21 protein-coding genes, 1 pseudogene and 2 riboswitches are annotated in these 22,528 nt (G+C 45.7%); of the genes and pseudogenes, 6 read left to right on the top strand and 16 right to left on the bottom strand.

What is annotated here, in order from left to right; genetic code table 11:
- Window positions 1–97: 97 nt before the first annotated feature.
- Window positions 98–991, bottom strand: a complete 894-nt coding sequence (locus NST45_RS24435; RefSeq protein ID WP_081382615.1) for a hypothetical protein — start codon at window positions 989–991, stop codon at window positions 98–100.
- A 239-nt stretch (window positions 992–1,230) separates the two neighbouring features.
- Here NST45_RS24435 and NST45_RS24440 point away from each other — a divergent pair, with 239 nt between their 5' ends.
- Entirely contained in the window at window positions 1,231–2,118 is an 888-nt protein-coding gene (locus tag NST45_RS24440; RefSeq protein ID WP_036676731.1) for a CHAD domain-containing protein, read from the top strand.
- Window positions 2,119–2,146: 28 nt separating this feature from the next.
- Here NST45_RS24440 and NST45_RS24445 read toward each other — a convergent pair whose 3' ends face one another.
- The 7 genes and pseudogenes from NST45_RS24445 to NST45_RS24475 form a co-directional block, all read right to left on the bottom strand.
- Window positions 2,147–3,358 (bottom strand): Ger(x)C family spore germination protein, encoded by a 1,212-nt coding sequence (locus NST45_RS24445; RefSeq protein ID WP_036676729.1) that lies wholly within the window; start codon window positions 3,356–3,358, stop codon window positions 2,147–2,149.
- Window positions 3,355–4,446 (bottom strand): GerAB/ArcD/ProY family transporter, encoded by a 1,092-nt coding sequence (locus NST45_RS24450; RefSeq protein ID WP_036676848.1) that lies wholly within the window; start codon window positions 4,444–4,446, stop codon window positions 3,355–3,357. The genes NST45_RS24445 and NST45_RS24450 overlap by 4 nt, the downstream gene beginning before the upstream one ends.
- Before the next feature lie 27 nt (window positions 4,447–4,473).
- Window positions 4,474–6,056, bottom strand: a pseudogene (locus NST45_RS24455) (spore germination protein).
- Between the two features lie 272 nt (window positions 6,057–6,328).
- On the bottom strand, window positions 6,329–6,655 hold the full coding sequence (locus NST45_RS24460; RefSeq protein WP_036676728.1) for a thioredoxin domain-containing protein: 327 nt from the start codon (window positions 6,653–6,655) through the stop codon (window positions 6,329–6,331).
- A 38-nt stretch (window positions 6,656–6,693) separates the two neighbouring features.
- The gene (locus NST45_RS24465; protein ID WP_036676727.1) at window positions 6,694–7,086 is read right to left on the bottom strand and encodes a MerR family transcriptional regulator; all 393 of its coding nucleotides are present in this window, start codon (window positions 7,084–7,086) and stop codon (window positions 6,694–6,696) included.
- Between the two features lie 144 nt (window positions 7,087–7,230).
- Complete coding sequence (locus tag NST45_RS24470; RefSeq protein WP_076101367.1) at window positions 7,231–7,866, bottom strand: ThuA domain-containing protein; 636 nt, start codon at window positions 7,864–7,866, stop codon at window positions 7,231–7,233.
- 49 nt (window positions 7,867–7,915) lie between these two features.
- Window positions 7,916–8,638, bottom strand: coding sequence for an SDR family NAD(P)-dependent oxidoreductase (locus NST45_RS24475; protein ID WP_036676722.1), 723 nt, complete (start codon window positions 8,636–8,638; stop codon window positions 7,916–7,918).
- A 228-nt stretch (window positions 8,639–8,866) separates the two neighbouring features.
- Between NST45_RS24475 and ytxJ the strand changes: the two genes are divergently transcribed.
- Together ytxJ and NST45_RS24485 are read left to right on the top strand one after the other, a co-directional pair.
- Window positions 8,867–9,193 (top strand): bacillithiol system redox-active protein YtxJ, encoded by a 327-nt coding sequence (gene ytxJ, locus NST45_RS24480; RefSeq protein WP_038568551.1) that lies wholly within the window; start codon window positions 8,867–8,869, stop codon window positions 9,191–9,193.
- On the top strand, window positions 9,190–9,429 hold the full coding sequence (locus tag NST45_RS24485) for a glutaredoxin family protein (RefSeq protein ID WP_036676715.1): 240 nt from the start codon (window positions 9,190–9,192) through the stop codon (window positions 9,427–9,429). The genes ytxJ and NST45_RS24485 overlap by 4 nt, the downstream gene beginning before the upstream one ends.
- A 100-nt stretch (window positions 9,430–9,529) precedes the next feature.
- Here NST45_RS24485 and NST45_RS24490 read toward each other — a convergent pair whose 3' ends face one another.
- The 5 genes from NST45_RS24490 to NST45_RS24510 all read right to left on the bottom strand — a co-directional run bounded on the left by NST45_RS24490 (window position 9,530) and on the right by NST45_RS24510 (window position 16,982).
- Window positions 9,530–11,854 carry a histidine kinase gene (locus NST45_RS24490; RefSeq protein WP_036676712.1) on the bottom strand — a complete coding sequence of 775 codons (2,325 nt, stop codon included), beginning with the start codon at window positions 11,852–11,854 and terminating at the stop codon, window positions 9,530–9,532.
- A 104-nt stretch (window positions 11,855–11,958) separates the two neighbouring features.
- On the bottom strand, window positions 11,959–12,567 hold the full coding sequence (gene kdpC / locus NST45_RS24495) for a potassium-transporting ATPase subunit KdpC (RefSeq protein ID WP_051490939.1): 609 nt from the start codon (window positions 12,565–12,567) through the stop codon (window positions 11,959–11,961).
- 55 nt (window positions 12,568–12,622) lie between these two features.
- Window positions 12,623–14,656 carry a potassium-transporting ATPase subunit KdpB gene (gene kdpB, locus NST45_RS24500; protein WP_076101365.1) on the bottom strand — a complete coding sequence of 678 codons (2,034 nt, stop codon included), beginning with the start codon at window positions 14,654–14,656 and terminating at the stop codon, window positions 12,623–12,625.
- Between the two features lie 16 nt (window positions 14,657–14,672).
- Window positions 14,673–16,349 (bottom strand): potassium-transporting ATPase subunit KdpA, encoded by a 1,677-nt coding sequence (gene kdpA / locus NST45_RS24505; RefSeq protein WP_036676707.1) that lies wholly within the window; start codon window positions 16,347–16,349, stop codon window positions 14,673–14,675.
- Window positions 16,350–16,565: 216 nt separating this feature from the next.
- Window positions 16,566–16,982: a hypothetical protein gene (locus NST45_RS24510; protein ID WP_036676842.1), complete on the bottom strand. Its 417-nt coding sequence runs from the start codon at window positions 16,980–16,982 to the stop codon at window positions 16,566–16,568.
- A gap of 252 nt (window positions 16,983–17,234) precedes the next feature.
- Window positions 17,235–17,424: riboswitch (cyclic di-AMP (ydaO/yuaA leader) on the bottom strand.
- A gap of 419 nt (window positions 17,425–17,843) precedes the next feature.
- Window positions 17,844–18,008, top strand: a riboswitch (cyclic di-AMP (ydaO/yuaA leader).
- 68 nt (window positions 18,009–18,076) lie between these two features.
- Between NST45_RS24510 and NST45_RS24515 the strand changes: the two genes are divergently transcribed.
- Genes NST45_RS24515 through NST45_RS24525 form a run of 3 tightly spaced genes read left to right on the top strand, consistent with a single transcriptional unit; the run spans window position 18,077 to window position 19,660 of the window.
- A complete protein-coding gene (locus NST45_RS24515) occupies window positions 18,077–18,631 on the top strand; it encodes a hypothetical protein (RefSeq protein ID WP_076141853.1) in 555 nt (184 codons plus the stop codon).
- Between the two features lie 14 nt (window positions 18,632–18,645).
- Window positions 18,646–19,167 (top strand): hypothetical protein, encoded by a 522-nt coding sequence (locus NST45_RS24520; protein WP_052096743.1) that lies wholly within the window; start codon window positions 18,646–18,648, stop codon window positions 19,165–19,167.
- Window positions 19,168–19,207: 40 nt separating this feature from the next.
- The gene (locus tag NST45_RS24525; protein ID WP_038568543.1) at window positions 19,208–19,660 is read left to right on the top strand and encodes a hypothetical protein; all 453 of its coding nucleotides are present in this window, start codon (window positions 19,208–19,210) and stop codon (window positions 19,658–19,660) included.
- 462 nt (window positions 19,661–20,122) lie between these two features.
- On the opposite strand, the gene NST45_RS24530 is transcribed toward NST45_RS24525, so the two are convergent.
- From NST45_RS24530 to NST45_RS24540, 3 genes are read right to left on the bottom strand one after another with little or no spacing between them, the layout of a single operon-like run.
- Entirely contained in the window at window positions 20,123–20,317 is a 195-nt protein-coding gene (locus NST45_RS24530; protein WP_143761263.1) for a hypothetical protein, read from the bottom strand.
- Between the two features lie 31 nt (window positions 20,318–20,348).
- Window positions 20,349–21,629: an ABC transporter permease gene (locus NST45_RS24535; protein WP_076141852.1), complete on the bottom strand. Its 1,281-nt coding sequence runs from the start codon at window positions 21,627–21,629 to the stop codon at window positions 20,349–20,351.
- The gene (locus tag NST45_RS24540) at window positions 21,622–22,524 is read right to left on the bottom strand and encodes an ATP-binding cassette domain-containing protein (RefSeq protein WP_036676693.1); all 903 of its coding nucleotides are present in this window, start codon (window positions 22,522–22,524) and stop codon (window positions 21,622–21,624) included. Before NST45_RS24540 ends, NST45_RS24535 begins: the two co-directional genes overlap by 8 nt.
- Between the last annotated feature and the right edge of the window lie 4 nt (window positions 22,525–22,528).

A 22,528-nucleotide genomic window follows, 5' to 3' on the forward strand; every position in this document is an offset into this window, starting at 1 on the left:
AGCGTGATTGAATATTAAAAAAAGACGTTTCGTAGGCTGGCTCTAGCCAGCTTTCCATTACGTCCTTTTTTAACAGACTCCAACCCATGCTTAGCCCTCAGGAATACCGCTCGCGAAGCACCCGCGTTGCATCGAGTACACGTGGATCATCATAGTCCAAGCTGTATCCTGTCTCTTGCTGCAAAATGCCGGATGGTCTAAGAGACACTCCCCGGTGAATTAAAGCCTGAATAATTCCCTCCACAAACACTGTCGCCACTTCAGGTCCACCGAGTTCACCAAGTCCAGCAATCGTCTCTGGACGAACCCGTGGATAAGCTAATGAGGAGTCTCCTCCGGAGGCTTGCGCATAGAAATCGCGGATTTGTTCACCGCGTTCTTGTCCCGAGCCAGAAACTACAACAAATGCATGTACAAAATAAGCATTATTCTGCCTACGCTGAGCGATCCCACAAAACTTCCGACCATTAATGGCCAGATCGAAATCACCCGGGCAGTAAGAACCAACAATCTCACCAGCCTCAATTTGCGCCGCAGCCTGTGGATGACTTATAGCAACCGCTTCCGTGATCAAAGCAGCCAAGAGCTTAAAGTCATCATGAAAGTCCAGCTTTCCACGTCCTTTGGTCAGAACTAGAGAAACATTAACGATCCCTGAATCCAGAGGCACCGCAGCCCCGCCTGAATGCCTAACCGCCGTTCTAATCCCTTGCTCCTCAAGCATAAGCATCGCCTGAGCTGCACACGGTAGCTTACTGTCCCGAAGTCCAAGCGCCACACCACCAGAATGACTCCACAGATGTAAGCTAGGAGGTATAATGCCCGCTCCAACATCCCTGCATAAGGTTTCCTCAAAAGCGAATGGAACCAACATATCTTCTAGGCTCCCTGCTTCTGTATCTTTGCTCTCATCCTTTGCACTCAGATGTTGAAAGAGCCCCATTTCTGAAGGAAGTTTACTAATTATTGAATCATACTCACTAGTATCCACCAAAGCCCCTCTTTCCCGAATATGAGCCACGAGACCTGCTATTCTCTACCAGCTAAAGATCCAAGCCTATCCGTATAAATAATGATAGTAATATTGTAACCGATCTGTCTCTATGCTGTGAGTAGAGAATTGAAATGAGGTTATGATAACGCTATTCTTATAGTAAATGGACTTGCCCCAGAGCATAATAGGGGAAGCCCTAAATTCATGCTATCCCAAACGTTAAGGAGTGATGCTGCATGACAGGAGACAAGCTGACCAAAGAACGACAGCTAACCAAAACAAAGCAATGGGAACAAGCCCTTAACCACCTTTATATCAACTTTTGGGATTACAGCCATGACGCATTAAATAAATTCGCTGATGAAGATATCCACCAGGCAAGAGTGAACTGCCGTAAGCTGCTAAGTCTATTATCCATTCTTGATCCGCGGCACACTTCAGGCCTGTACCCTATTTTCAAAAAAGCGCAAAAGAGATTAGGTAAAGTGAGAGATGCAGATGTTCTAATAGAATCTTTTAAGAACAAGCGCAAGCAAGCGAAGGAGAACGGAGATTCTAAAACTGCAGACCTGTTAAAGGCAGTGATTGCTTACCAAAAGGACAAGCGCAAAACTTACCGCAAGAAGCTCACTAATGAGCTGCCTGAACTAATCAATGAAGGCCTCGAGGAAAAGTGGAAGACCTTCCTAAGCGAGCAGCTTGAAGCCCTAGTCGCAAAAAAGAATGTTAACGTTGTTATGCGTGAGCTTGAGATCGCTTATGAGCAGAAGAAAAAAACCTGTAAAGCTATTTTTCATGAAGACAATGCCGAATCTAAAGAAGCCTTCGACGCTTTGCACCAGCTAAGAATTGCCGCTAAGGAACTGCGCTATACCGCGAGTGCAGCCGATTTTGCGTTAAATCAGAAATTTCATGCGCATGAGGAGATCTATAAGGAGATTCAAGATCAACTTGGGCTGATTAACGACAAACGTCTGTGGCTAGAAACACTGAATGCTATTGGACGTGAAGAACTGGACATCGGTAAAAAAACATGGAATGCCTTCACATCTCAATTAAAGGATGAAGTGCTCGATGCACTGCATCAGAATGATGTCATTCCTATCCAGACACAAACGAAGTAGCTCCATACAACATTGCAAATAGCCCTTTCTATTCAGCCGATGTATCTGATGCACCATACTCTTCAATATTCAGTTTCACTTCATAGGTAATCGGAATCTCGCTAAAGGTTTCATCCCAGTTATCCTCTACGCTCCGCCATACGGCTGGATGTTGAATACGCAAAGCGTTGCCGAAACCTGCAACCTCTGTATGCAGCTCCTTCTGCATTTTTTTCACAGTGACCTGAAGCATGTCTACGACATGCTTCTCTAGCACTGCTTTATCCTCCTTTACAATGCCGTCATGTAACTTCTTCGCACTCTTAGCAAAAGCCTCACCATATCTCCCCGTAGATTCTATTTTCACATGAAAGGAGATCTTCCCATCCTTCACAATAGCCTTATACTTGCTACCCAGGGATTTGATTTCATAGGTAATGAGCTTATTGTTAGACGGGTCGTATGCTTTGAGAGCACCCCCCTCTCCCTTTCCAGTCAGCCAGACCATTCCTTCCAGCTCCGATGCATCAAAAAAACCAACGAGTTTTCCCGTTTTCCCTTTAATTACGCCTGCTCCATCCAGCTTTGTCTCCTTCTCTTTTTCTAAAGATATTACATTCTGCAACATGAAACTTCTTTTACCATGCAAAGGACCCGCTACTTTAGCTATTGAAACTGGCTCCCATATCCTCGTGCTCCGACTTCTATTCACAAAAATCCCCTCTAATACAAATGAAGGGGTTTGGCCCGGCAGCGCATTTTCCAATACATCTCTGGCTTTTCCCTTGCTGACATATAGTAGAACACTGGGACGAATATCGTTATCCCTGCTAAAGAAATCAATTAACTCAGAAAACTTAGTAGAGCGTGCAAGCTTCTCACCGATCACAATGACCTTAAGGTGATGTCCGATCGGAGTACGTCTAGTACGCAGTGAAAGTGCCCGTAATGCTTCAAACATCGAATCACTTACTTCACTCATGTTATAGTAATTTCTGGTTGAGGATGGGGAAGCCCCAGACTTCATACCTGACCCTCCTGAGCCTTGAGGAATCGTAAACTGATAGGTACTCATTATTTGGGCAGGCATGGGATTCCCCCCACCTCCTTGCTGAGTTGCCTCCTCATCCCCTGTCTCCTCCGCACTGTCCAGGGCAACACCAATCTCCATACTCAACTCCTCAACAGGTGTACTGCTCCAGCAACCGGTCAACAGAATACATAATATAAGAAATGTAATCGACACTCTCCACTTTTTCATGAAGCCGCCCTCCGGAAATGTGCGATGATTAACAGCGGCAATGGAATTAATCCAAATAAAACGATCATCCAATTCCCCACAACTGTCCCTAATGCAAACAGAGCATTCACATTTGGAGGCGTTCTGGAAACTACATAGGCTACTGGAAGTATAGCCAATAAGCAGCTATTAAATCGTTTATGAAATATTTGAGAAACTCCCAAAGCAGCAGCATAAATAGTGATGCAGAAGGTGCAGAAAATTTGCATAATCCAGATTACCAGCAGCAGCGATTCAAACCTCTCAAAAATAAGATAATTCACCTCAAAGCTTCTCACTAGATCAAGAAATGGCCAAGTTCTTGTGACCACTCCATCTATAGAAAACGCACCAATAGTCATTACAACGGCTAAAAGATAAAAGAACGTTGATATACATGATCCAGCAATAATTACCTTTACTGCTTTTTGTGGCTTATCCATAAAAGCAACAATGAACAGCATCGCTTCACCAGCAGTAAAAGTCAGAATGGTTGGCCTGATGCCCTTCCATACCGGTCCTAACCCATCTCCAAGAAAAGGCCGCAGATTATCGATATCAAAAACTTCAACACTAAGCAAACATACCCCAACAAAAACTGTCCATGCAATCGGAACAATCAACCTACACATGCTAGTTATGGCATTAAGCCCTCCTCTGCACAAATAGAAGGCTATCCAAATAAACACGGCAACAATAGCCCAAGGAGGGGTTCCCTCCAGCAGAAAAAAAGAGGTCACTTCCTGCACGGAACGTGCTTCAAAACTGGCTATGCACAGAAAATAAACAATCACTAATATAGAGAGAATCACTCCAAGTGGCTTGCCAATGATTTTCCCGCTAAATTGAAAGATGGTTTGACCTGGAAACCGTTGACTAAGCTTCACTATAATTAAACCTGTAAAAAAGGTAATCACTCCCCCTAAAAAAACGGAGATCCATACGTCTGGAGTCTCACTAGCCTCTACAATCGTCCGAGGAAGGGTAAGTATCCCTGCCGCAATAGTATAATTGGCTAATATGATCGTTGCTTGAACAGCAGTAATTCGGTCCTTAACCTCGGTACTCATAATTTCTTCCTCCTTTACCTAGACCCCTCACCCTTTGCGTCGGGGGTCCTTCGGCTTCAACAGCGTAGGGCGGCCTGTTAGAAATTGCAGTGGCATACGGAATATAAAATCTTTCCAATCCTTAATCTTATACGGTATGAACATGCCAAGATAGGGCATGCCAAAGCTTCTTAGCTTGATTAAATGGGCACTCAGGAAAAGGAAAAATAACACAACTCCATATAATCCAAAGACTGCTGCAGAAAACATAGCTACAAAACGGAGCGTGCGAAGTGTCATTCCAGCACTATACATAGGGATGGTGAAGGAAGAAATTGCTGTAACTGAAACAACGATGACTAGAATTGGACTCACAATTCCGGCTTCTACCGCGGCTTGACCGATGATTAGACCGCCAACAATCCCCATTGCAGGACCGATAGGTTTAGGCAGCCGGAGTCCAGCCTCCCGTAATATTTCGATTGAGGTCTCCATAATCAATGCTTCGATTAATACCGAAAAAGGTACACCTTGGCGGGAGCTGATGATTGAAATAGCCAACTTTGTCGGAATCAATCCTGGCTGAAAGGAGAGGAAGGAAATATATAGTGCCGGTGCAAACATTGATATCAATGCCGCGAGAAAACGCAGTAAGCGCACCAACGAACCCACCATCCACCGATCGTAATAATCCTCAGGTGATTGCAGCAGCATCCCGAAGGAAACTGGCATAATCAGGGCAAAGGGAGTGCCATCCAGTAAAATAGCTACTCTCCCTTCCAGTAGCGCTGCCATTACGCGGTCAGGTCTTTCCGTATTCTGAATCTGCTGGAATGGCGTGAAGCTATTATCTTCGATTAATTGCTCCACATAACCAGATTCTTGCACATCATCTATATCAATCGTCCTAATTCTTCGTTTGACTTCTTCGACAAGTTCATCATTCGCGATATCTTTGATATAAGTTAGAACCAAATCCTTCTTCATTCTCTTTCCTACAGTAAACGAAATCATCGCTAGCTCTGTGCTTTGCCCGTGCCTGCGCAGTAATGCTGTGTTGTCACTTAACGTCTCATTAAATCCGCTTCGTGATCCCCGCAAGACTGCCTCTGATTCAGGCTCCTCTATCCCTCTTGTGTTCCCCTTCGGGGTGCTGAGCACAATAGCCTCCGGTATCCCTTCCACTAGCAGCACTACAGAGCCGAACAACACCTTTTGAAGCGAGAGCTTCACATTATCCGTAAACTCAACTTCCGAAATAAGCACAATTTCATGAATGAGAATATCTTTTAGATCCTTTGCTTCCGGTATCGTATGGGGATCCTTAAAGACCTGATAAGCATCCATTAAAGGCTTCAGAATATTCCGATCCATTTTATCTTTATCCGTCAATCCATCTACAAATATAAGGGCCGCTTGCAGCTTTATACCTCCGATACGCAACTCCCGAAAACTCACATCATGCATATCTGTGCTCATCTCTTTAAATCGTTGCAAATCCTCCCGAAATTACCGCTATAGCTTGCTCCTGTAGGACCTTCACTTAGATCAGCCGATCCATCTGGCTTAGCAACCTTTTTCGTGCCGCTAGTCCCTATAGATGTTTCTCCGTAAGGAACACCCCCGCCTATGCTGCCGGCAGCTTTTTTTGCTCTAGTACTTATCGTATCTTCCTTTGCCCTAGCCCAACTCGTCGTACGAATTAGAATAAACGGAACGAAAAAGATCATAAAACCTTGGAAAATTACGCTCCATTTAGGAATTAGCTCTAAAATACTACCCCACACCCTCATCACCTCTTTTTAGCTGTGTTCGTATTTTTTACCGAAGATGGTTAATTCATGCACAAAAAGAAGACCCCACAATATGGAGTCTCCCTAATTTCATCTTTATATTTATTGCCTTATGCTTGGAGAACCTTGTTCAGTATGCCTTGGTAGGCTGCTTTCGGACGCAGACCGACCAGCTTTTCTATAGGCTGTCCCTCTTTATATACAATGACAGTAGGCATCCCCATAACACCAGCTTCCCCAGCAAGATCCGGAAGTTCATCACAATTCACCTTTACAATAGAAACATCGTCTCCATATTCCTGGTGAAGATCTTCCAGAAGAGGCAACAGCACCTTACAAGGGGGGCACCATGGCGCACCATAATCCACCAGCACGGTTCCTCCACCACGTATTTCTGCCCGCACCCAATCCGCGCTATCGGCATTTATAATTGACATTTGCCATTCCTCCTCATATTTTCCAGCACCAGCAGTACCTATTCCAAGTTCTCCAGTGTACACGCGCCCAACTTGCTCTCATCCTGCTCCTGCAAGATAGATGCCATTCGTTCTTCCAAATTCCTCTTGATCTGATTTAGCTCTACAAGCTGACGTTCAATATCCTCCAGTTTACTGCGGTATAGTGGCATCACTTCTGCGCAGAAGGCTTCTTTGTTCTTCAACACACAATGTAGAAAGCCCGCGATCTGCTCTGTCGACAGACCCAGGTTCAAATATAGTTTAATCGTTTCTACCGTCTCTACAGCAAGTAAAGAGTACTCCCGATATCCGTTGGCCTGACGGATCGGCGAGATTAATCCCTGACTCTCATAGTAACGAAGTGAACGGACGCTTACGCCCGTCAGTTTAGCAAGCTCACCTATTTTCATAGCATTCTCCCCGGGTTCATGAGAATTGTTCTACACCAGTATAAACCCTGACACCAATGTTAGAGTCAACAAAAAAAATCCAACCGCAGTTAACCCGCAGTTGGACTCGTGTTTTATGTTACAACAGGTATATCCGCTTATATCCTACAATAATCCCGCCGCCCAAAGTCCACCTCTACGAATCATCTGGCGAAAAGGCTCTACGGAAAATGACGGCAAATGATGACCAGGCATTAAATAAACAACCCGGCCTAGACCAAACTCATGGCACCAAGCCGCCTGCCTCATTGCCCCATCATGAGGATATTCCATAAGCACAGTTGTTTCGAAATAGGGATGCTGCTCAAAATAATAAGGCTCATCATCGATCACAAATTCTTCGATTCCCTGCATAATGGGATGCTCCCCTGCCGGTATGGACATCTGGAGCGAAGTGAATTCTGGATGATGAGTGAAATGAGCTCCCAGCATGGCGCCTAGCTCCTGATTACGCTGTAAGGAGATTCCGTTATGTACCACTAGTAATCCGCCACCATTAGCCACATAGGAGAGCAATGCGCTGCTTTGTTCCGCCGGTATTTTATCATCGGAGAATTCGGTATAGGAGATTACCAGCTTGTAGTCAGATAATGTTTCTTTATTAAGCAGCCCGTAATCTTCCGAGGAGATTACCTGTAGATCATTGGCCAGTATCTGCTCAATCTCCCGGTCTACACCCGCAAATGGATGATATTTAACCTCCGTATAACTTCCGAGTGCCAGTGCTTTTAGTATAGACATCCTATCATCGCCTTTCTTCGTGTACTTTTTTTGATTACGGGAAACCCCTCTACCAAGGCCATGTATTGCCATCCACATCAAGATAGGCCGGCTCATCCCCTAGATATTTTTTATACTCCATAACCTGACTTATAATCTGATCTGCGGACACATCAGGTGAAATATCCGCTTGTTCATTTTTTTCGCCATGCATATAAGTCTTCATCCAGCCGGGGTGAAACACCATCACTTGACCCCCAAGCGTCTTTAGATGATTGTGCATCAGGGAGGACTGCATATTCAGTGCCGCTTTAGACATGCAGTAGCCGTACATATTAATACGCTTATTTCTGCCAATGCTGCCCGCTTCCGAAGAAATATTAACAATTAATTTATCCTTACTTTGCAATAATAGGCCCATAAGTGCATTGCTGACTCTCAACGCGCCTAGCGTATTCACATTATAAATCTCTGCCATGCCCTCATCATCCATATCCACCAGCATCGTAGCATCATCTGCGGAATGAATAATTCCGGCATTATTAATAAGAATATCAACATGCCCAGTTCTGCTGGCGATAGCCCTCGCTGCCTGCTTTACACTATCCTTACTACCAATATCGAGTGGAATAAGTTCCAGCTGTTCCGGATACTCTTCTTGAAGCGCTTTCAATTCATCTGCGTCTCTCATGTATTGTCCAGCAAATACTGAGAACTGTTTCTCTAAAAGAGAGTGTACAAGAGACAATCCAAGACCCCGATCAGCTCCAGTCACACATGCGACTCTGTTCATTCTTATCAACACTCCTACCTAGTAAGGATTATTGAAGCAAGTTGTCTTGCTTTCACCTTAGCATGCCGTCCCCTTTTTTTCAACGCGCTAAAATGAGGGTTTGGTCATCCTTGGATTAGCTGCTCCAGAATCCTTTTTGTTTTAAATTTAATATATGTTACAATCATGATTACAGGTTGTTAACAACACAATGGTTAGTAAAATAACGATCCCAGGAGGGTGATATCTATGTCTATTCAACAACTTCATACATTGGAAGATCTTAAGCAGTATGTGGCTAAACCTGGCAAAAAACTGCTGTTCAAACACAGCACTACCTGCCCGATTAGCGCCAAAGCTAATGAAGAATTCCAGGCTTATCTAAAGGATGCGGATACTGCAGCAGCAGTAGTTCTAGTCATCGAGGATCGTCCAGTTTCCAATCAAATTGCCGAGGATTTCGGGATTAAGCATGAATCTCCACAGCTCTTCCTGCTTGAGGATAATGAGGTTCGCTGGAACACTTCCCACTGGAAGATCACAAGAGATGCTATCAAAGAGGCTGTGAACCAATGAGCCAGCAAGTGATTGTTTATTCAACAGCAGGCTGCAGCGATTGTAATCTGGTCAAACAATATCTTACGGAGCAAGGTATCCCTTTTGAAGTAAGAGATGTTATGACTAGCACAGTCTATCAAGAGGAAGTCGAAAAGCTTGGTTTCATGGGTGTTCCTGTTACTGTAGCAGGGGATCATGCCACCAAAGGATTCAATCTTCCCGAGCTGAAAGCACTCATCGAAGCGGCCCAGTAATTCATCCGGTTAATTATTTAGCACTTGATATATGCATACAAAAAAAGGGTATTCCAACAGCCACTTGGCTAGGAATCCCCTTTTTTCATTGTTCTAAAGCTTAAGGTTCCTCACGCATAAGATTTGCCACGACCAGTACATCTACATTTCTGGCCGAACGCAGAATCTGCTTAGTGACATCCCCACGCAGCCATTTACGTACCCAGGAGCGTTGAGATTGGCCGATAATAATCTGTGTGCTCTGTAAGGCTTGAGACCTTTCAAGCAGCAAGGAAGACACTCGTGCCGGGAGCACGTTAGGAATCATCTTAAACGTTCCACCCAGTCGTTCCGTCAATTCTTTCAAATCATTAATTCGTTTATCGTAAGAAGGCCCGCTCTGCTTATATTCCTGTACGTACGTAACATACCAGCAAGCTTTTAGACGATAGGCAATCCGAAAACCTCGCCGAATCAGACGTTCCGCATGATCTCCTAAGGTGATGCACACATAGATCACTTCCTGCCGCCGCCAAGGTCCCCGCAGCGACCCGACACGTTCCCAGGCCTCCAGACGTTCATCCACATCATCAGCAATTTCCCGCAGCGCCAGTTCACGGAGGGCGATTAGATTGCCGATTTTGAAAAAAGCCCCCAGCGCCTGATCCACTTTGGTCATCGCATATATTTTCCCATCCTTCATCCGCTCTTGCAGTGTTTTAGGAGATACATCGATAAGTTCAACCTCGTCGGCCCGTTGCAGAATGCTGTCTGGGAAAGTCTCTCTAACTCTAACTCCGGTAATTTGTTCTACAGCATCATTCAAGCTTTCTAAGTGCTGAACATTCACTGTGGAGATTACAGAGATCCCTGCATCCAATAGCTCCATAACATCCATATACCGCTTCTTATGTTTGCTGCCCGGCATATTGGTATGTGCCAGTTCATCTACCAGTACGACCTCCGGATTACGCTTAATGATAGCTGCCGTATCCATTTCCTCAAGGACAGTCCCCCGATAGTCAATACTCAGTCGCGGAAGGATCTCCAGATCACCGATCTGTTCAAGGGTTTCTTTACGTCCATGCGTTTCTAGTAGTCCAATAACAACATCGATCCCTCTCTTTAGGAGATCATTTCCTTCTCGCAGCATCTTATAAGTCTTGCCCACTCCGGGAGCAGCACCAATGTACACTTTAAATGTGCCCCCACGAATGGCATCGATTTTATCCTTTACTTCCTGACTGCTTAATCTGTGATAGGCATCGGCTTTCCGCTCATTTCGGCTCTGCCGGGTAGGAAGAACGCGTTCTCCCTCACGCTCAGCACGATCAGCCACGAAAAACACATCTACTCCGCGGATTTGTTTTAACAATGAGTTAGCAATCGAACCCTTCCACAGCTCCTGCCACGCCGTTTGCTTGGAGTGTCCCATAACGATACGGGTAATATTATGCTGGATGGCGTATTTCACTAGAAGTCCCGGAATCTCCCTCTTCGAGCGAAAAGAAATCTCCTCCATCGAGGCCCCAATCTTCTCAGTCAGCTTCCATAGGGATCGCTTGAAGGTTGCTGCTTCCTTAGAGGGCGTCAGGCCCTGCTTCCAGAAGGATACCACCGCCAGATCTCCGTTTAACCGCTTAGCGATTTGCTGTCCACGGCGGATATGAATCGAGCCATTCCAATAATACTGTGCGGACACCAACACTTTTTCGGCAATCCCCGAAGCCCCCAGCAATCCTTGCTCCTCCCGATGCTTCTCCAGCGAGCCATTAACATCCTCCGCAACCATTCTCAGCGCCAGCTCCCGCAGCTTGCTTAGATTCCCTTTGTTAAAAAGCGAAGTCCGCTGCTTCTTGCCCAAATGTCCTTCGGACAAACGTTGAAGTATCTTTTCCGGAGTCACATCAATTAGAACGATATCATCTGCAAGGGTGAGCACTTCCGCAGGCAAGGAATATTCCACTTCAATCCCCGTCCACTTCCGCGCTAGATCTGCTGCGCCCTCCAGCTCGTATACGTTTACAGTTGTGATGACACTAATTCCACAGCCCAATAAATATTTGATATCCTCCAGCCTAGTTGATCTCTCCGCACCCTCGCGATTATGATGAGCCAATCCATCGGTCAGTACAACCTCTGGATTACGTGCCACAATAGCCTCCACGTCCAGATCCTTCTTCTCGATCTCCTTCTGAAACCAATGAATACTTGGAATCCGTTCCAAGTCACCCAGCTGATCCCTTGTTTCTGGACTCTGGTTGGTTGAAACCGCACAGATTACAACATCGATGCCCTGTGCTTTCAGCGCCTGACCCTCACGCAGCATCTGATAGGTCTTGCCTGATCCACTGACCGGACCTATATAGATCTTCAGGCGTCCACGATGCAGCTCATAGATAGAGAGCAGCAGTTCCTCCGGCGTCTTCCTCCGATATGTTCCCATCAAGACCACTCCTTAATAACCCGTTCATCCATTCACTCTTCTATGCCAGAAAGCAAGATATCCCTGACCCAGTTTGAACAATCGGGCAGGGATATTAGCTATATTTATTTGTTCGTTAATTTCTGCAGCTCCATGTTCAGCTTCAGAACATTTACCCGTTCTTCACCAAACAGCCCTAGATCACGACCTTCGGTCTGCTTATTCACTAGCTCTTCCAGCTGCGTGGCTGGAATCCCGGTCAAATTACTGATCCGGGGAATCTGCACAATTGCCGACGCAGGAGTGATATGCGGATCAAGACCTGAACCCGAGTTGGTTACTAAATCAACCGGCAGCTTGTTTACAGGCACATCCGGATTATCCAGCTGCCACTGTGTGATGGAATCCTTCGTCCGCTGCAGCATATCCGGGTTGGATGGGCCGTAGTTATTGGAGCCTGAAGCTTCCGCTTTATAATCAATGCTGGATACACGGCCATGGAATAACGCCGGGTCCGTAAAGCTTTGCCCGATGAGTTCTGAACCCACAACAACTCCAGCGTCATTCTTCAGCTGACTGCCGTTTGCTTGCGATGGCATCAGAACTTGAGCAATCGCTGTAGTAGTCAGAGGATAAATCACTCCGCAAAGAACAACAAACACTAGACATAGCCGTAATATAATAAAGAAATTAGCACCCTTCGATGATGACAACTGTTCTTCAGCGTCCGCAATCGATTTTCTGTTATTCACGATGCTCTCACCCTTTCAATGATTAGTTAATCCGTTGTTATATCCATACACTTACGAGCAAATCAATAAGTTTGATGCCCGCAAAAGGAACGACTACCCCACCTAAACCATAGATAAAAATATTACGTCCCAGCAGCTTCGTAGAACTCATCGCTTTATACGAGACACCTTTCATCGCCAATGGGATCAGCAGCGGAATAATAATCGCATTAAATATTAATGCAGATATAATTGCCGAGCTAGGTGAACCCAATCCCATGACATTCAGGGCTTCCATTTCAGGAATAGCGAGCATGAACATTGCCGGAATAATTGCGAAGTATTTAGCGATATCATTCGCAATACTGAACGTTGTCAACGCGCCCCGCGTCATCAGTAGCTGTTTACCAATAGCTACAACCTCAATGATCTTCGAGGGATCGGAGTCCAGATCAACCATGTTTGCTGCTTCCTTAGCGGCTGTGGTCCCGCTGTTCATCGCTAAGCCCACATCAGCTTGGGCGAGGGCAGGTGCGTCATTCGTACCATCACCAGTCATTGCCACCAGCTTGCCTTCGTTCTGCTCGCGGCGGATAACCGCTATTTTATCCTCAGGTGTACTCTCTGCAATAAAATCATCTACCCCTGCTTCACGGGCAATAGTAGCTGCGGTCAGCGGATTGTCCCCTGTACACATGATAGTCTTGATTCCCATTTTTCGCAGCTCATCGAACCGCTCTTTCATGCCTGGCTTAACTGTATCCTTTAAGTAAATAAGTCCATAAATCCGGTTGTCTACCGCAACAGCAAGCGGGGTCCCCCCCATCCGGGCGATAGCATCGGAATTACTGTCGAGGTTCGCGGGAATGACTCCGCCCTTCGACTGTACCCATTTCTTCACGGAATCGACTGCCCCTTTACGAACAGATCGTCCATCCCGCAGATCTATACCACTCATCCGGGTCTCAGCCTTAAACTCTACGAGCTCTCCGCCTTCAGCAAGTTTGCTGTCATAGCTGCGTTCCAGCTTCTTAGCCAGCTCAATAACAGAACGTCCTTCCGGAGTCTCATCCTTTAGCGAACTAATAGCTGCCCAAGCCGTAAGCTCAGCTTCCGTTTCATCTCCAACTGGCACAAAATCACTCGCCATCCGGTTTCCGAAAGTAATCGTACCGGTCTTATCTAGAATCATTGTATTAATGTCGCCGGCAGCTTCAACGGCCTTCCCTGACATAGCAAGGACATTAAACTGTGTGACGCGGTCCATCCCTGCTATCCCGATAGCGGAGAGCAGTCCCCCGATTGTGGTCGGGATCAGACAGACCAACAGGGCGATCATAACAGGAATATCTAGATCAACACCCAGATAAGTCGCAATTGGCCGCAAGGTCACTACTACAATCAGGAAAATCAACGTCAGACTGATCAAGAGTGTATTTAGTGCAATTTCATTGGGTGTCTTCTGACGTTTCGCCCCTTCAACGAGGGAGATCATCCGATCCAAGAATGACTCACCGGGATCACTGGTAATTTTGACTTTAATCTCATCACTAACTACCCGGGTGCCGCCTGTGACTGAGCCGAAATCTCCGCCGGCTTCCTTAATAACAGGTGCAGATTCACCTGTAATTGCCGATTCATCTACGGAGGCCAGCCCTTCAATCACTTCACCATCGCCAGGGATAAGTTCTCCCTGACTGACGATCACGATATCTCCTTTCCGCAGCTCGGAGGAAGAAACGGTCTTCACAGACCCTCCAACGAGCTTATTAGCTGTGATATCCTGTTTCGTTTTCTTAAGCGAATCCGCCTGGGCCTTCCCGCGGCCTTCAGCCAGCGCTTCAGCGAAGTTGGCAAACAGCACTGTGAATAACAGAATGAACAACACCGTGATATTGAAGCCTACCGATTTCTCTGCATTAAAATATCCGGGGGCCAGTACCATAAGCAATACAATAATCGTGCCGATTTCGACTACGAACATGACCGGATTTTTGATTAACGTCACCGGGTTAAGCTTAATAAAGCTATCCTTTACAGCGCTTAGGAGTATGGGTCCCGTCAGCAGCTTTTTTCTTTTTACAGTACTCATCTTGTTCTCCCTCTTCCTACCGTAAGGTCAAATATTCTGCAATCGGGCCGAGCACAATGACCGGCAGAAACGTCAGCGCACCGATAATCACTACCGTACCAATCAGAATTCCGGTGAACAGACCATTGTCTGTGCGGAATGTGCCAATCGTCTCAGGAACCGGCTTCTTCTGGATCAGTGAACCTGCAACTGCCAGCATTGCGATTATAGAGACATAACGGCCAAGCAGCATTACGATCCCGGTTGTAACATTCCAAAAGGTGGTATTGTCCGCAAGCCCTTCAAATCCTGAACCATTGTTCGCGGCAGAAGAGACATATTCATATAACACTTGGCTAAGTCCATGGAATCCGGGATTCGTGATGGAACCGTTGCCCAAGCCCGTTAAGAACGCACCTGCTGTTGGTACAAGGATAATGAACGGATGCACAAGGATAGCAATCGCAATCAGCTTCATCTCCTTGGCTTCTATCTTTCGCCCGAGAAACTCTGGTGTTCTGCCAACCATTAGTCCACATAAGAAGACGCCCATGATGGCATACATCAGCATATTGATTAGTCCTACACCTTTTCCCCCGAAGACGTTATTGAGCATCATTAGGGCCAGAGGGGTAATGCCACCCAGCGGTGTCAGCGTATCATGCATATTGTTAACACTACCTGTCGTAGCTGCCGTTGTTACCGAAGTGAACAGCGAAGATTGCGGGATCCCAAAACGTACCTCTTTACCTTCCATGCTGCCTTGCGAAGACTCGATCCCCAGCGCATTAATAGCGGGATTCCCTTTAGTTTCCGCATAATAATTCAGCCCCAGCAGCAGAACGAACAAGGTCATCATTGCTGTGAAAATCACCCAGCCCTGACGTTTGTTCTTAGCGAACAACCCGTACATATATGGCAAAGAGGCTGGCAACATCCACATAGAGAGAATCTCCAGAACGTTCGTAAGTGGATTAGGGTTCTCAAAAGGATGCGCTGAATTGGCTCCGAAGAAGCCGCCACCATTCGTACCTAAGTGTTTAATTGACTCCAAAGAAGCGACTGGACCGATAGCGATTTGTTGCGTCTGCCCTTCGAGTGTAGTGACCTCAAGCGATGGCTTGAGCGTTTGTGGCACATGCAATCCTACCAGCACCAATGAAACTAGCAGAGCTAATGGAATGAATACACGAATATGTGCTTTTACGAAGTCCTCAAAAAAATTTCCGACTGATTTCTGTCCTGTAATCCCTCTGACAAAAGCAACCGCAACAGAAAATCCGCTCGCTGCAGACGTGAACATCATCATCGTGATGACTGCCATTTGTGAAAAATACGATAGTCCCGTCTCCCCGCTATAATGCTGCAGGTTCGTATTGGTCATAAAGCTGATCACCGTATTAAATGAAAGCGTCTGTTCCATATCGGCAATTCCATTCGGGTTCAGCGGCAATCCCCGCTGTAATCTTAGAAAAATATAACTGAAAGCAACCAGTACGATATTAGTTAAAACAAAGCTGAGTGCATACTTCTTCCAGGACATTCCGTCCCGTTTTTTCAGGCCGATCAGCTTATAAATACCTTTCTCTGTGCCTGCAAACCAGCGATCCGTACGATTCGGTTCGTTAGAAAATACATGATATAAATACGTCCCCATCGGCTTGACCAACAAGATGAGAATTACAATTACGACGACTATTTGCAAAATGCCCATGAATGCCCCTCCTTAAAATTTCTCAGGATGAATCAACGCGTAAACCAGATATATAAACAACAGTAGGGTAACAGCGATTACTAGAATCACAGCTTATCCCTCCCCGTATCCTCAACTACACCTGCGCACCAGCGCATAAAGCCATAAAATAACCCGTAAATTACAGCTAACGAAGCCACCATATACAGATCCATCATATCTTCCGCACTCCTTCCATTATCCTTGATGAGGTGATCTATCGATTAGAAAATCAGCATCACCACTATGGGAATAGATTACATAGCTCGCACCAAGTCTTTTATAGACCAATCTAGGATTTATAGAACTTGTAATCACAAAAATTGGCTGTGTCGTCCAGGTACGGCACATCTGAATATAGCGGCAGCAAAGCGGAAAGCTGCTCTCAAACAGATATACCCTGCCTACCGGGAACGATGGGCGAAACCAAGTGCTCTGATGGCGGGTATCCACTAGAATAACCTGCTCGATTCCGAGCTCCTCTAGTAAAGCTTTCTCAGCCAGATTGTTGGTTAATCCCGCCATCTTAATACCCCTGAACTTCAGAAGTTTAATGAAATGTTCTCCCGCCTTTGTAGGCGCACATACAAGCACATATTCATTCTGATCCGTCATCTCTTTTTTCTCCTCCTGCTCATTTACAACAAGGAGGCAACGAAAATCTCCGAAAGGATGTTGACCTATCGTCATTTTCGGGCACAACCTAAAGCTCGGTTGTGTCACGTCATTAGACGCTGCCTTACAAATACCGCTAATGATGAATTTAGCGACCTCTTGGGGGAGGCCTCCATAAATGCTTTGCTTCTAAGAGCACAGCAAAAAGCCACAAAGGATCTCCTCTGTGGCTCGCTAGCGGTCACATTGCACTCATCCTCTCTCCATACGCTTACGAGGTTAGCTGTCGGATTCGGGCGGTGAGAGTCGCCCTACCTGTATAGATGCGAGCTCACTCGCACCCTCTACAGGATTCACCCCATAATCAGCTTCCGACTCTCACATCGGCTGCCGATTGTTGGTTCCCCCGCTTTCCTTATCGGAAATTAAGCGGATCAAATATTCGATTGTCGTTGAAACAGGAGTAATCATACTCTTATGCACGAAGACTTGTAAAACCTGAATGATGCCAAAATAATGCAAATTAAAAACTATTTTCCCATTAGATAGCGCTTACTTGATATCTAATCTCTCTATATCTCTTGTTTACTCGAGTTTCGAGCGTTTAATCGCTATCTATAACCCATGTGATTTTATTCACCTTTTTAGAGCGAAAATACTGCAAATTCCCTTTATAGGTAGAAACGCAAGAAGCTGAGGTTGAGCGAGAAAGAGGCGCGATAACACGCCATAAATACCTATTTACCTCGTTTTTCAGTCGTAGTCGGCAGGATATGGTTAAAATCGCTCTAAAAGAACATTTTCCGTTTTTTACAGAAAATCTTGAAAAGAGTATGATTCGGGTTGAATCTAATTCATGAAAAACAATCAACGCTGAGTTCCTGCATTCGCAGGGAACGGGGGAACCATCAGGCCACCTGGCCTACTTGGGGTGAATCCAAAGGAGACTGCGTAAGTCTCAATAGGTAGGGCGACTCTCACCGTCCGAATCCGACAGCTAACCTCGTAAGCGTAAAGAGAGAGACCCTTGATCCGCCACGCTTTGGCCCAGGTATATCTGCCTGTAATCCAAAACCGCAGCAGAGGTCCTCCTCTTGCTGCGGTTTTTGCGTTACCTGAGCCTATTAGGTGATAGCACGCTGGATGGGGTGAATGTTTTGAAGCACTATTATTTAGGGATACATCAAGGGCTGCTTGAGCCGATAAGTCTAAATTACGTTTGTTTCGGGGCCTTGTGGTTCGAAGAAAATAATCACAGGTACATTGTAGGTTATGCATTTGGCCAGAACCAGATCCAAGCCCTTCGCCAATTCAGTACACCTTCTTCTTGTAAAGACTGTTTAGACTCTAAGATTGTATATGAAATATATAAAAAAATTCGAGAACAACAACAGCAGCAGGATTGGTCATCGCATCAAAAACTCCCGTGGTTTACAGCCTTCAAGGAGCCTTGGAAAGATGTAAGCGCCGGTTGGTATGTCTTGAGATCCCGCAGCACCTTTCCCTTACATCTATCTGTTATACGGAAAGAGAAGTTCCGACTATGGCTAGAGCATACCGCAGTCTGTGAGAATAAAATGGAAATGCTCGCCTGTGTAGAAAAGGCTAGTGTCACTCATCAGGTAGACTTAAAGCTTTTGGAAATCTAAGGAGGAACCCTACTATGGACCAGCGCAGACTATCCCGCATTGAAGTATTTGTATTGGATGAACCCGAGCCTATTCACTATGGAATGGAAGGGGCTGAAGGCTGCCGTTATGGTATTCTGAAGCTCACCTGTAAGGGAGGTTGCAGTTGGGGGGCTTGTCTAATCTCTGCCAACACCAAAAATTTCGATCTCATTAAATGGAGTTCTTTTTTACGGGCTATCTGTCATTGCCGTCTTGAGGAAGCGCTGGATAAGGTCCGCCGCGAAGGTTCAGATTGGGAGCAGGTTAAGCTTGAGCTAGTTCAGGGTGCTTTGCAGGATTTAAAGGCCAAGCTCCAGGGTAAATCCTTGGCTGGGCATATTCAGCAAGGGCGTCTGTACAGTGTTGCAGCTGGGGGGAGCAATTCCAGAAGTGAACGGCTCTACTACAAACCTTCCAAAGCTTTTTCCACTGCCTCCCAGCAGAAACACAGTTGCCCGGAACCAGACACCGCCGATCTTATCAATAAATCCATCTCTTACTTTTCTATATTATAGATTCAAGCAAATCTCTCATTCTGAAAGGATCGTGTTCACCATGCCTGACCCCTTACCTCCCGTGTCCACCTACAGTGCTAAATTTGCAGAGTGTGTTCAAAAGTATACTAATGAAGTCTACGTACTCAGTTCCATGTTATTAGAACAATCTAATGAGGCAGACAAGGTTACTATCCGCACCTTCACAGAGCTTCATAAAATATATCGTCAGGATAACTTCGACCCTCAGTTATTCTCTATCCACGCTTACCGCACTTGTATTCGCCAGTGTGCTGATTCTTTTGCCCGGCGCTCTCTTCTATCGGCTAAGGGATTACCTTGGGAGGAACAGCTTGTGAAGGTATTGTGGTACGGCTTAAAGCTGCCTCTTTCTCAAATAAGCATTATTCTGCAAAAAAGTGTTCCTGCACTGAAAGCACAGCTTAGAGCTGTACGGGAGCAGATGACCGACCAAGCGGATATACGAACGAGCGCAAATCTTTCTATAATTTAGTCACTGACTAGAATTCAGACGATCTTTAAGCGCATGAAGCATCTAACGGACTCAGGAGCCTTTAATTGAAGCTTTTCCTCAAATTTGGCCGGCGTTCGGACTCCAGTAGAAATCCCGAGCGATGAGCGTCTCGGATCGTCTTCAAGCAGGCCCTAATCATCTTCCACCAAGGCAAGGCTTACGGACCCAGATGACATTATTTGCACGTTTATCGCCTTTTGAGCATAGTATCGGACTCCAGTGCAACTATTTGGTTAAAAGAGCTACTAATTCACCGTTTTTCATGCCAATAGCGACTATTGTGTCCGATATCTTGCCAAATCTCGATGATTGTTGCATTTAAGTGTTGCTGGGTCCGTTAGCTATATCAGCTCGTATACAAAGAGATTGCCAACGCAAAAACGGGGATATCCCAGCAACCATAAATGGCTGTTAGGATCCCCCCCGAAAATTCAGTACCTACTATTGTGCCTTACTCTTACGCGCCTTACTGTACATCCACAATCCTGCCAACATCCCCACTATAGCAACACCGGTCAATACGCCTTGAACGAAATCCATAAAAGTGGAGCCATCCGGAAGCATTCTACTAACCGAAGCCAGTGATACCGAACTCATTAAAAGCATAATGGTATATTGTTCGCTTGTAGACATCATTAGCACTCCTTAAAAGTTATATGGGGCCTTCTTAGATCTTGTATGCTTTCATTGCTTTTCTGATTTCTTTAATACTTGGGCGTTTGCCGTACATCAGTACGCCGGTACGATAGATCTTGGCTGCCAGCCATCCGAAGATGAAGGTAGTCACAAGCAGGATCAGCAGCGATACAATGACTTGCCAGATCGCCACCTCACCGACACCAATTCGGAGCAGCATCGTCAATGGTGAAGTGAAAGGTACATAACTCGCTATCTTAACCACTAGAGTATCTGCATTGGAGATACTGAACAGTGGAACATAGAACGCTACGAAGCCTAACATCATGATTGGCATTACCGCCTGACCGAGATCCTCCGTACGGCTGACAATCGAACCTACAGCCGCATACATCAAGGCATAGAGGAAGTAACCTAATACGTACAAGACAAATCCATAGAGCAGCAAGTTAATATTGAGCTGGCCTAAATCGAGATCAAAATCAGCCAATACAGTCGCATTATGCGGGAGCGTCAAATTGACGACGATCGCTGCGACAAAGATCCCAATTTGCAATATTCCTACTAGGAAAACACCGATAACTTTACCGAACATTTGCGCTAAAGGTGAGGCACTTGTAATGAGAATCTCCATAATCCGCGAGCTTTTCTCAGAGGTTATCTCAGCGGCAATCATGTTGCCTGTCATCATAATGGACATAAAGAACAACATAAGCATGGCATATACGATAATGTAGTTAATGGCCGGAGTGTCCTCCTGAGAGCTTTCACTGCCACCGCCTGCCTTAAGCTGTTGTGTAGTAATCTGCACTGGTGTTGACATTGCAGCAATCTGTTCAGAGGTCAGCTTGTCGCCAACGATGAATTGTGTGTTTGCTTGCTGAAGTGCATTTTGAAGATAAACTTGAACATCTCCGTTTAGTTCCCCATCATTACTGTGATAAGTAACGGGTGGAAGCCCTTCACCAGTAGGTTCTGCAAAAGTAACATAACCTTCTACTGTCTCTTCATCTAATGCTTTCTTTAACTCGGCATCATCCGCAGAAGCATATTGTACTATCTTAGCCTGTGGCATGCCCTCTGGCGCAGTATAAGCCTTCAGCAATTCTGCAACCTGATTTCCCTCTTCAGCAATCACAGCAATTTGAGTAACTTCACTTTTGGCCGAATCACCCTTAAACTGATCGATGATATAGGGAAGATTCATCCCTATGCTGAGCAATAATACTAGAATCAAAGTAGTAATCATAAATGATTTCGTTCTAACTTTATTTTTAAAGGTAAAGCCGATAATTGTCCCCATCTTATTCATTAGATTCACCCACCGCTCTGATAAAGATTTGGTTTAACGTAGGTTCCTTGATTTCAAAATGCTCCACTTCACCCTGTGCTATCGCCTGCTGTAAAATACGCTGTGCTGCACCGATCTCACTGATCGATAACAGATACCCACGCTCCAGCCGTTTCACTGCTGTAACGCCTGCGATGGACTCCAGACCTTTTACCTCATTAGCTGTACGCAGCAATACTTCTTCCCGCGGGTAGCCATTCTTGATCGTGCGGATATCCCCTTGAACGACCGTATTGGAACGATCGAGAATCGTAATGTTACGGCACAGCTCTTCTACATGCTCCATCCGGTGCGTAGAGAAAAGGATACTTGTTCCCGAATCACGCAATTCTTTGACCGTATCTTTCAGCAGCTCCACGTTTACTGGGTCCAGCCCGCTGAAAGCTTCATCTAGAATCAGAATCTGCGGTTTATGAACGACAGCGGCGATAAAGCCCATTTTTTGCTGATTTCCTTTGGAAAGCTCTTCTATCTTTTTATTGTAATAATCCGGAACCTCAAATCGATCCAGCCAATAGCGCAAGCTCTTATCTGCATCACTAGCTGACATCCCACGCAGGCGGGCTAAGTAAACGATTTGATCGCTGATCTTCACCTTAGGATATAGCCCGCGTTCTTCGGGCAGATAACCCATAAGTTGCTGCAGTTCACTGTTGAAAGGCTTCCCGTTATACAAAATTTTGCCCTCATCAGGGTAGATTAGGCCGAGTACCATACGCATCGTGGTTGTTTTTCCCGCGCCGTTCGCCCCCAGTAATCCGTAAATTTCCCCTTTACCTACAGTTAGGTTAATTCCGTTTACTGCGGTTTTTTCTCCATATTGCTTAACTACACTTTCCAGCTTTAAGGCTTCCATTTCT

The organism is Paenibacillus sp. FSL R7-0163 (genome assembly GCF_037969975.1).
Lineage (GTDB): Bacteria > Bacillota > Bacilli > Paenibacillales > Paenibacillaceae > Paenibacillus_AQ > Paenibacillus_AQ odorifer.

What these genes read in the sequence shown, in the direction of transcription:
- NST45_RS24440 (WP_036676731.1), top strand. Translation starts at nt 1,231, where the DNA reads ATGACAGGAGACAAGCTGACCAAAGAACGACAGCTAACCAAAACAAAG.
- NST45_RS24445 (WP_036676729.1), bottom strand. Translation starts at nt 3,358, where the DNA reads ATGAAAAAGTGGAGAGTGTCGATTACATTTCTTATATTATGTATTCTG.
- NST45_RS24450 (WP_036676848.1), bottom strand. Translation starts at nt 4,446, where the DNA reads ATGAGTACCGAGGTTAAGGACCGAATTACTGCTGTTCAAGCAACGATC.
- NST45_RS24460 (WP_036676728.1), bottom strand. Translation starts at nt 6,655, where the DNA reads ATGTCAATTATAAATGCCGATAGCGCGGATTGGGTGCGGGCAGAAATA.
- NST45_RS24465 (WP_036676727.1), bottom strand. Translation starts at nt 7,086, where the DNA reads ATGAAAATAGGTGAGCTTGCTAAACTGACGGGCGTAAGCGTCCGTTCA.
- NST45_RS24470 (WP_076101367.1), bottom strand. Translation starts at nt 7,866, where the DNA reads ATGTCTATACTAAAAGCACTGGCACTCGGAAGTTATACGGAGGTTAAA.
- NST45_RS24475 (WP_036676722.1), bottom strand. Translation starts at nt 8,638, where the DNA reads ATGAACAGAGTCGCATGTGTGACTGGAGCTGATCGGGGTCTTGGATTG.
- ytxJ (WP_038568551.1), top strand. Translation starts at nt 8,867, where the DNA reads ATGTCTATTCAACAACTTCATACATTGGAAGATCTTAAGCAGTATGTG.
- NST45_RS24485 (WP_036676715.1), top strand. Translation starts at nt 9,190, where the DNA reads ATGAGCCAGCAAGTGATTGTTTATTCAACAGCAGGCTGCAGCGATTGT.
- NST45_RS24490 (WP_036676712.1), bottom strand. Translation starts at nt 11,854, where the DNA reads ATGGGAACATATCGGAGGAAGACGCCGGAGGAACTGCTGCTCTCTATC.
- kdpB (WP_076101365.1), bottom strand. Translation starts at nt 14,656, where the DNA reads ATGAGTACTGTAAAAAGAAAAAAGCTGCTGACGGGACCCATACTCCTA.
- kdpA (WP_036676707.1), bottom strand. Translation starts at nt 16,349, where the DNA reads ATGGGCATTTTGCAAATAGTCGTCGTAATTGTAATTCTCATCTTGTTG.
- NST45_RS24510 (WP_036676842.1), bottom strand. Translation starts at nt 16,982, where the DNA reads ATGACGGATCAGAATGAATATGTGCTTGTATGTGCGCCTACAAAGGCG.
- NST45_RS24520 (WP_052096743.1), top strand. Translation starts at nt 18,646, where the DNA reads ATGGACCAGCGCAGACTATCCCGCATTGAAGTATTTGTATTGGATGAA.
- NST45_RS24525 (WP_038568543.1), top strand. Translation starts at nt 19,208, where the DNA reads ATGCCTGACCCCTTACCTCCCGTGTCCACCTACAGTGCTAAATTTGCA.
- NST45_RS24530 (WP_143761263.1), bottom strand. Translation starts at nt 20,317, where the DNA reads ATGATGTCTACAAGCGAACAATATACCATTATGCTTTTAATGAGTTCG.
- NST45_RS24535 (WP_076141852.1), bottom strand. Translation starts at nt 21,629, where the DNA reads ATGAATAAGATGGGGACAATTATCGGCTTTACCTTTAAAAATAAAGTT.
- NST45_RS24540 (WP_036676693.1), bottom strand. Translation starts at nt 22,524, where the DNA reads ATGGAAGCCTTAAAGCTGGAAAGTGTAGTTAAGCAATATGGAGAAAAA.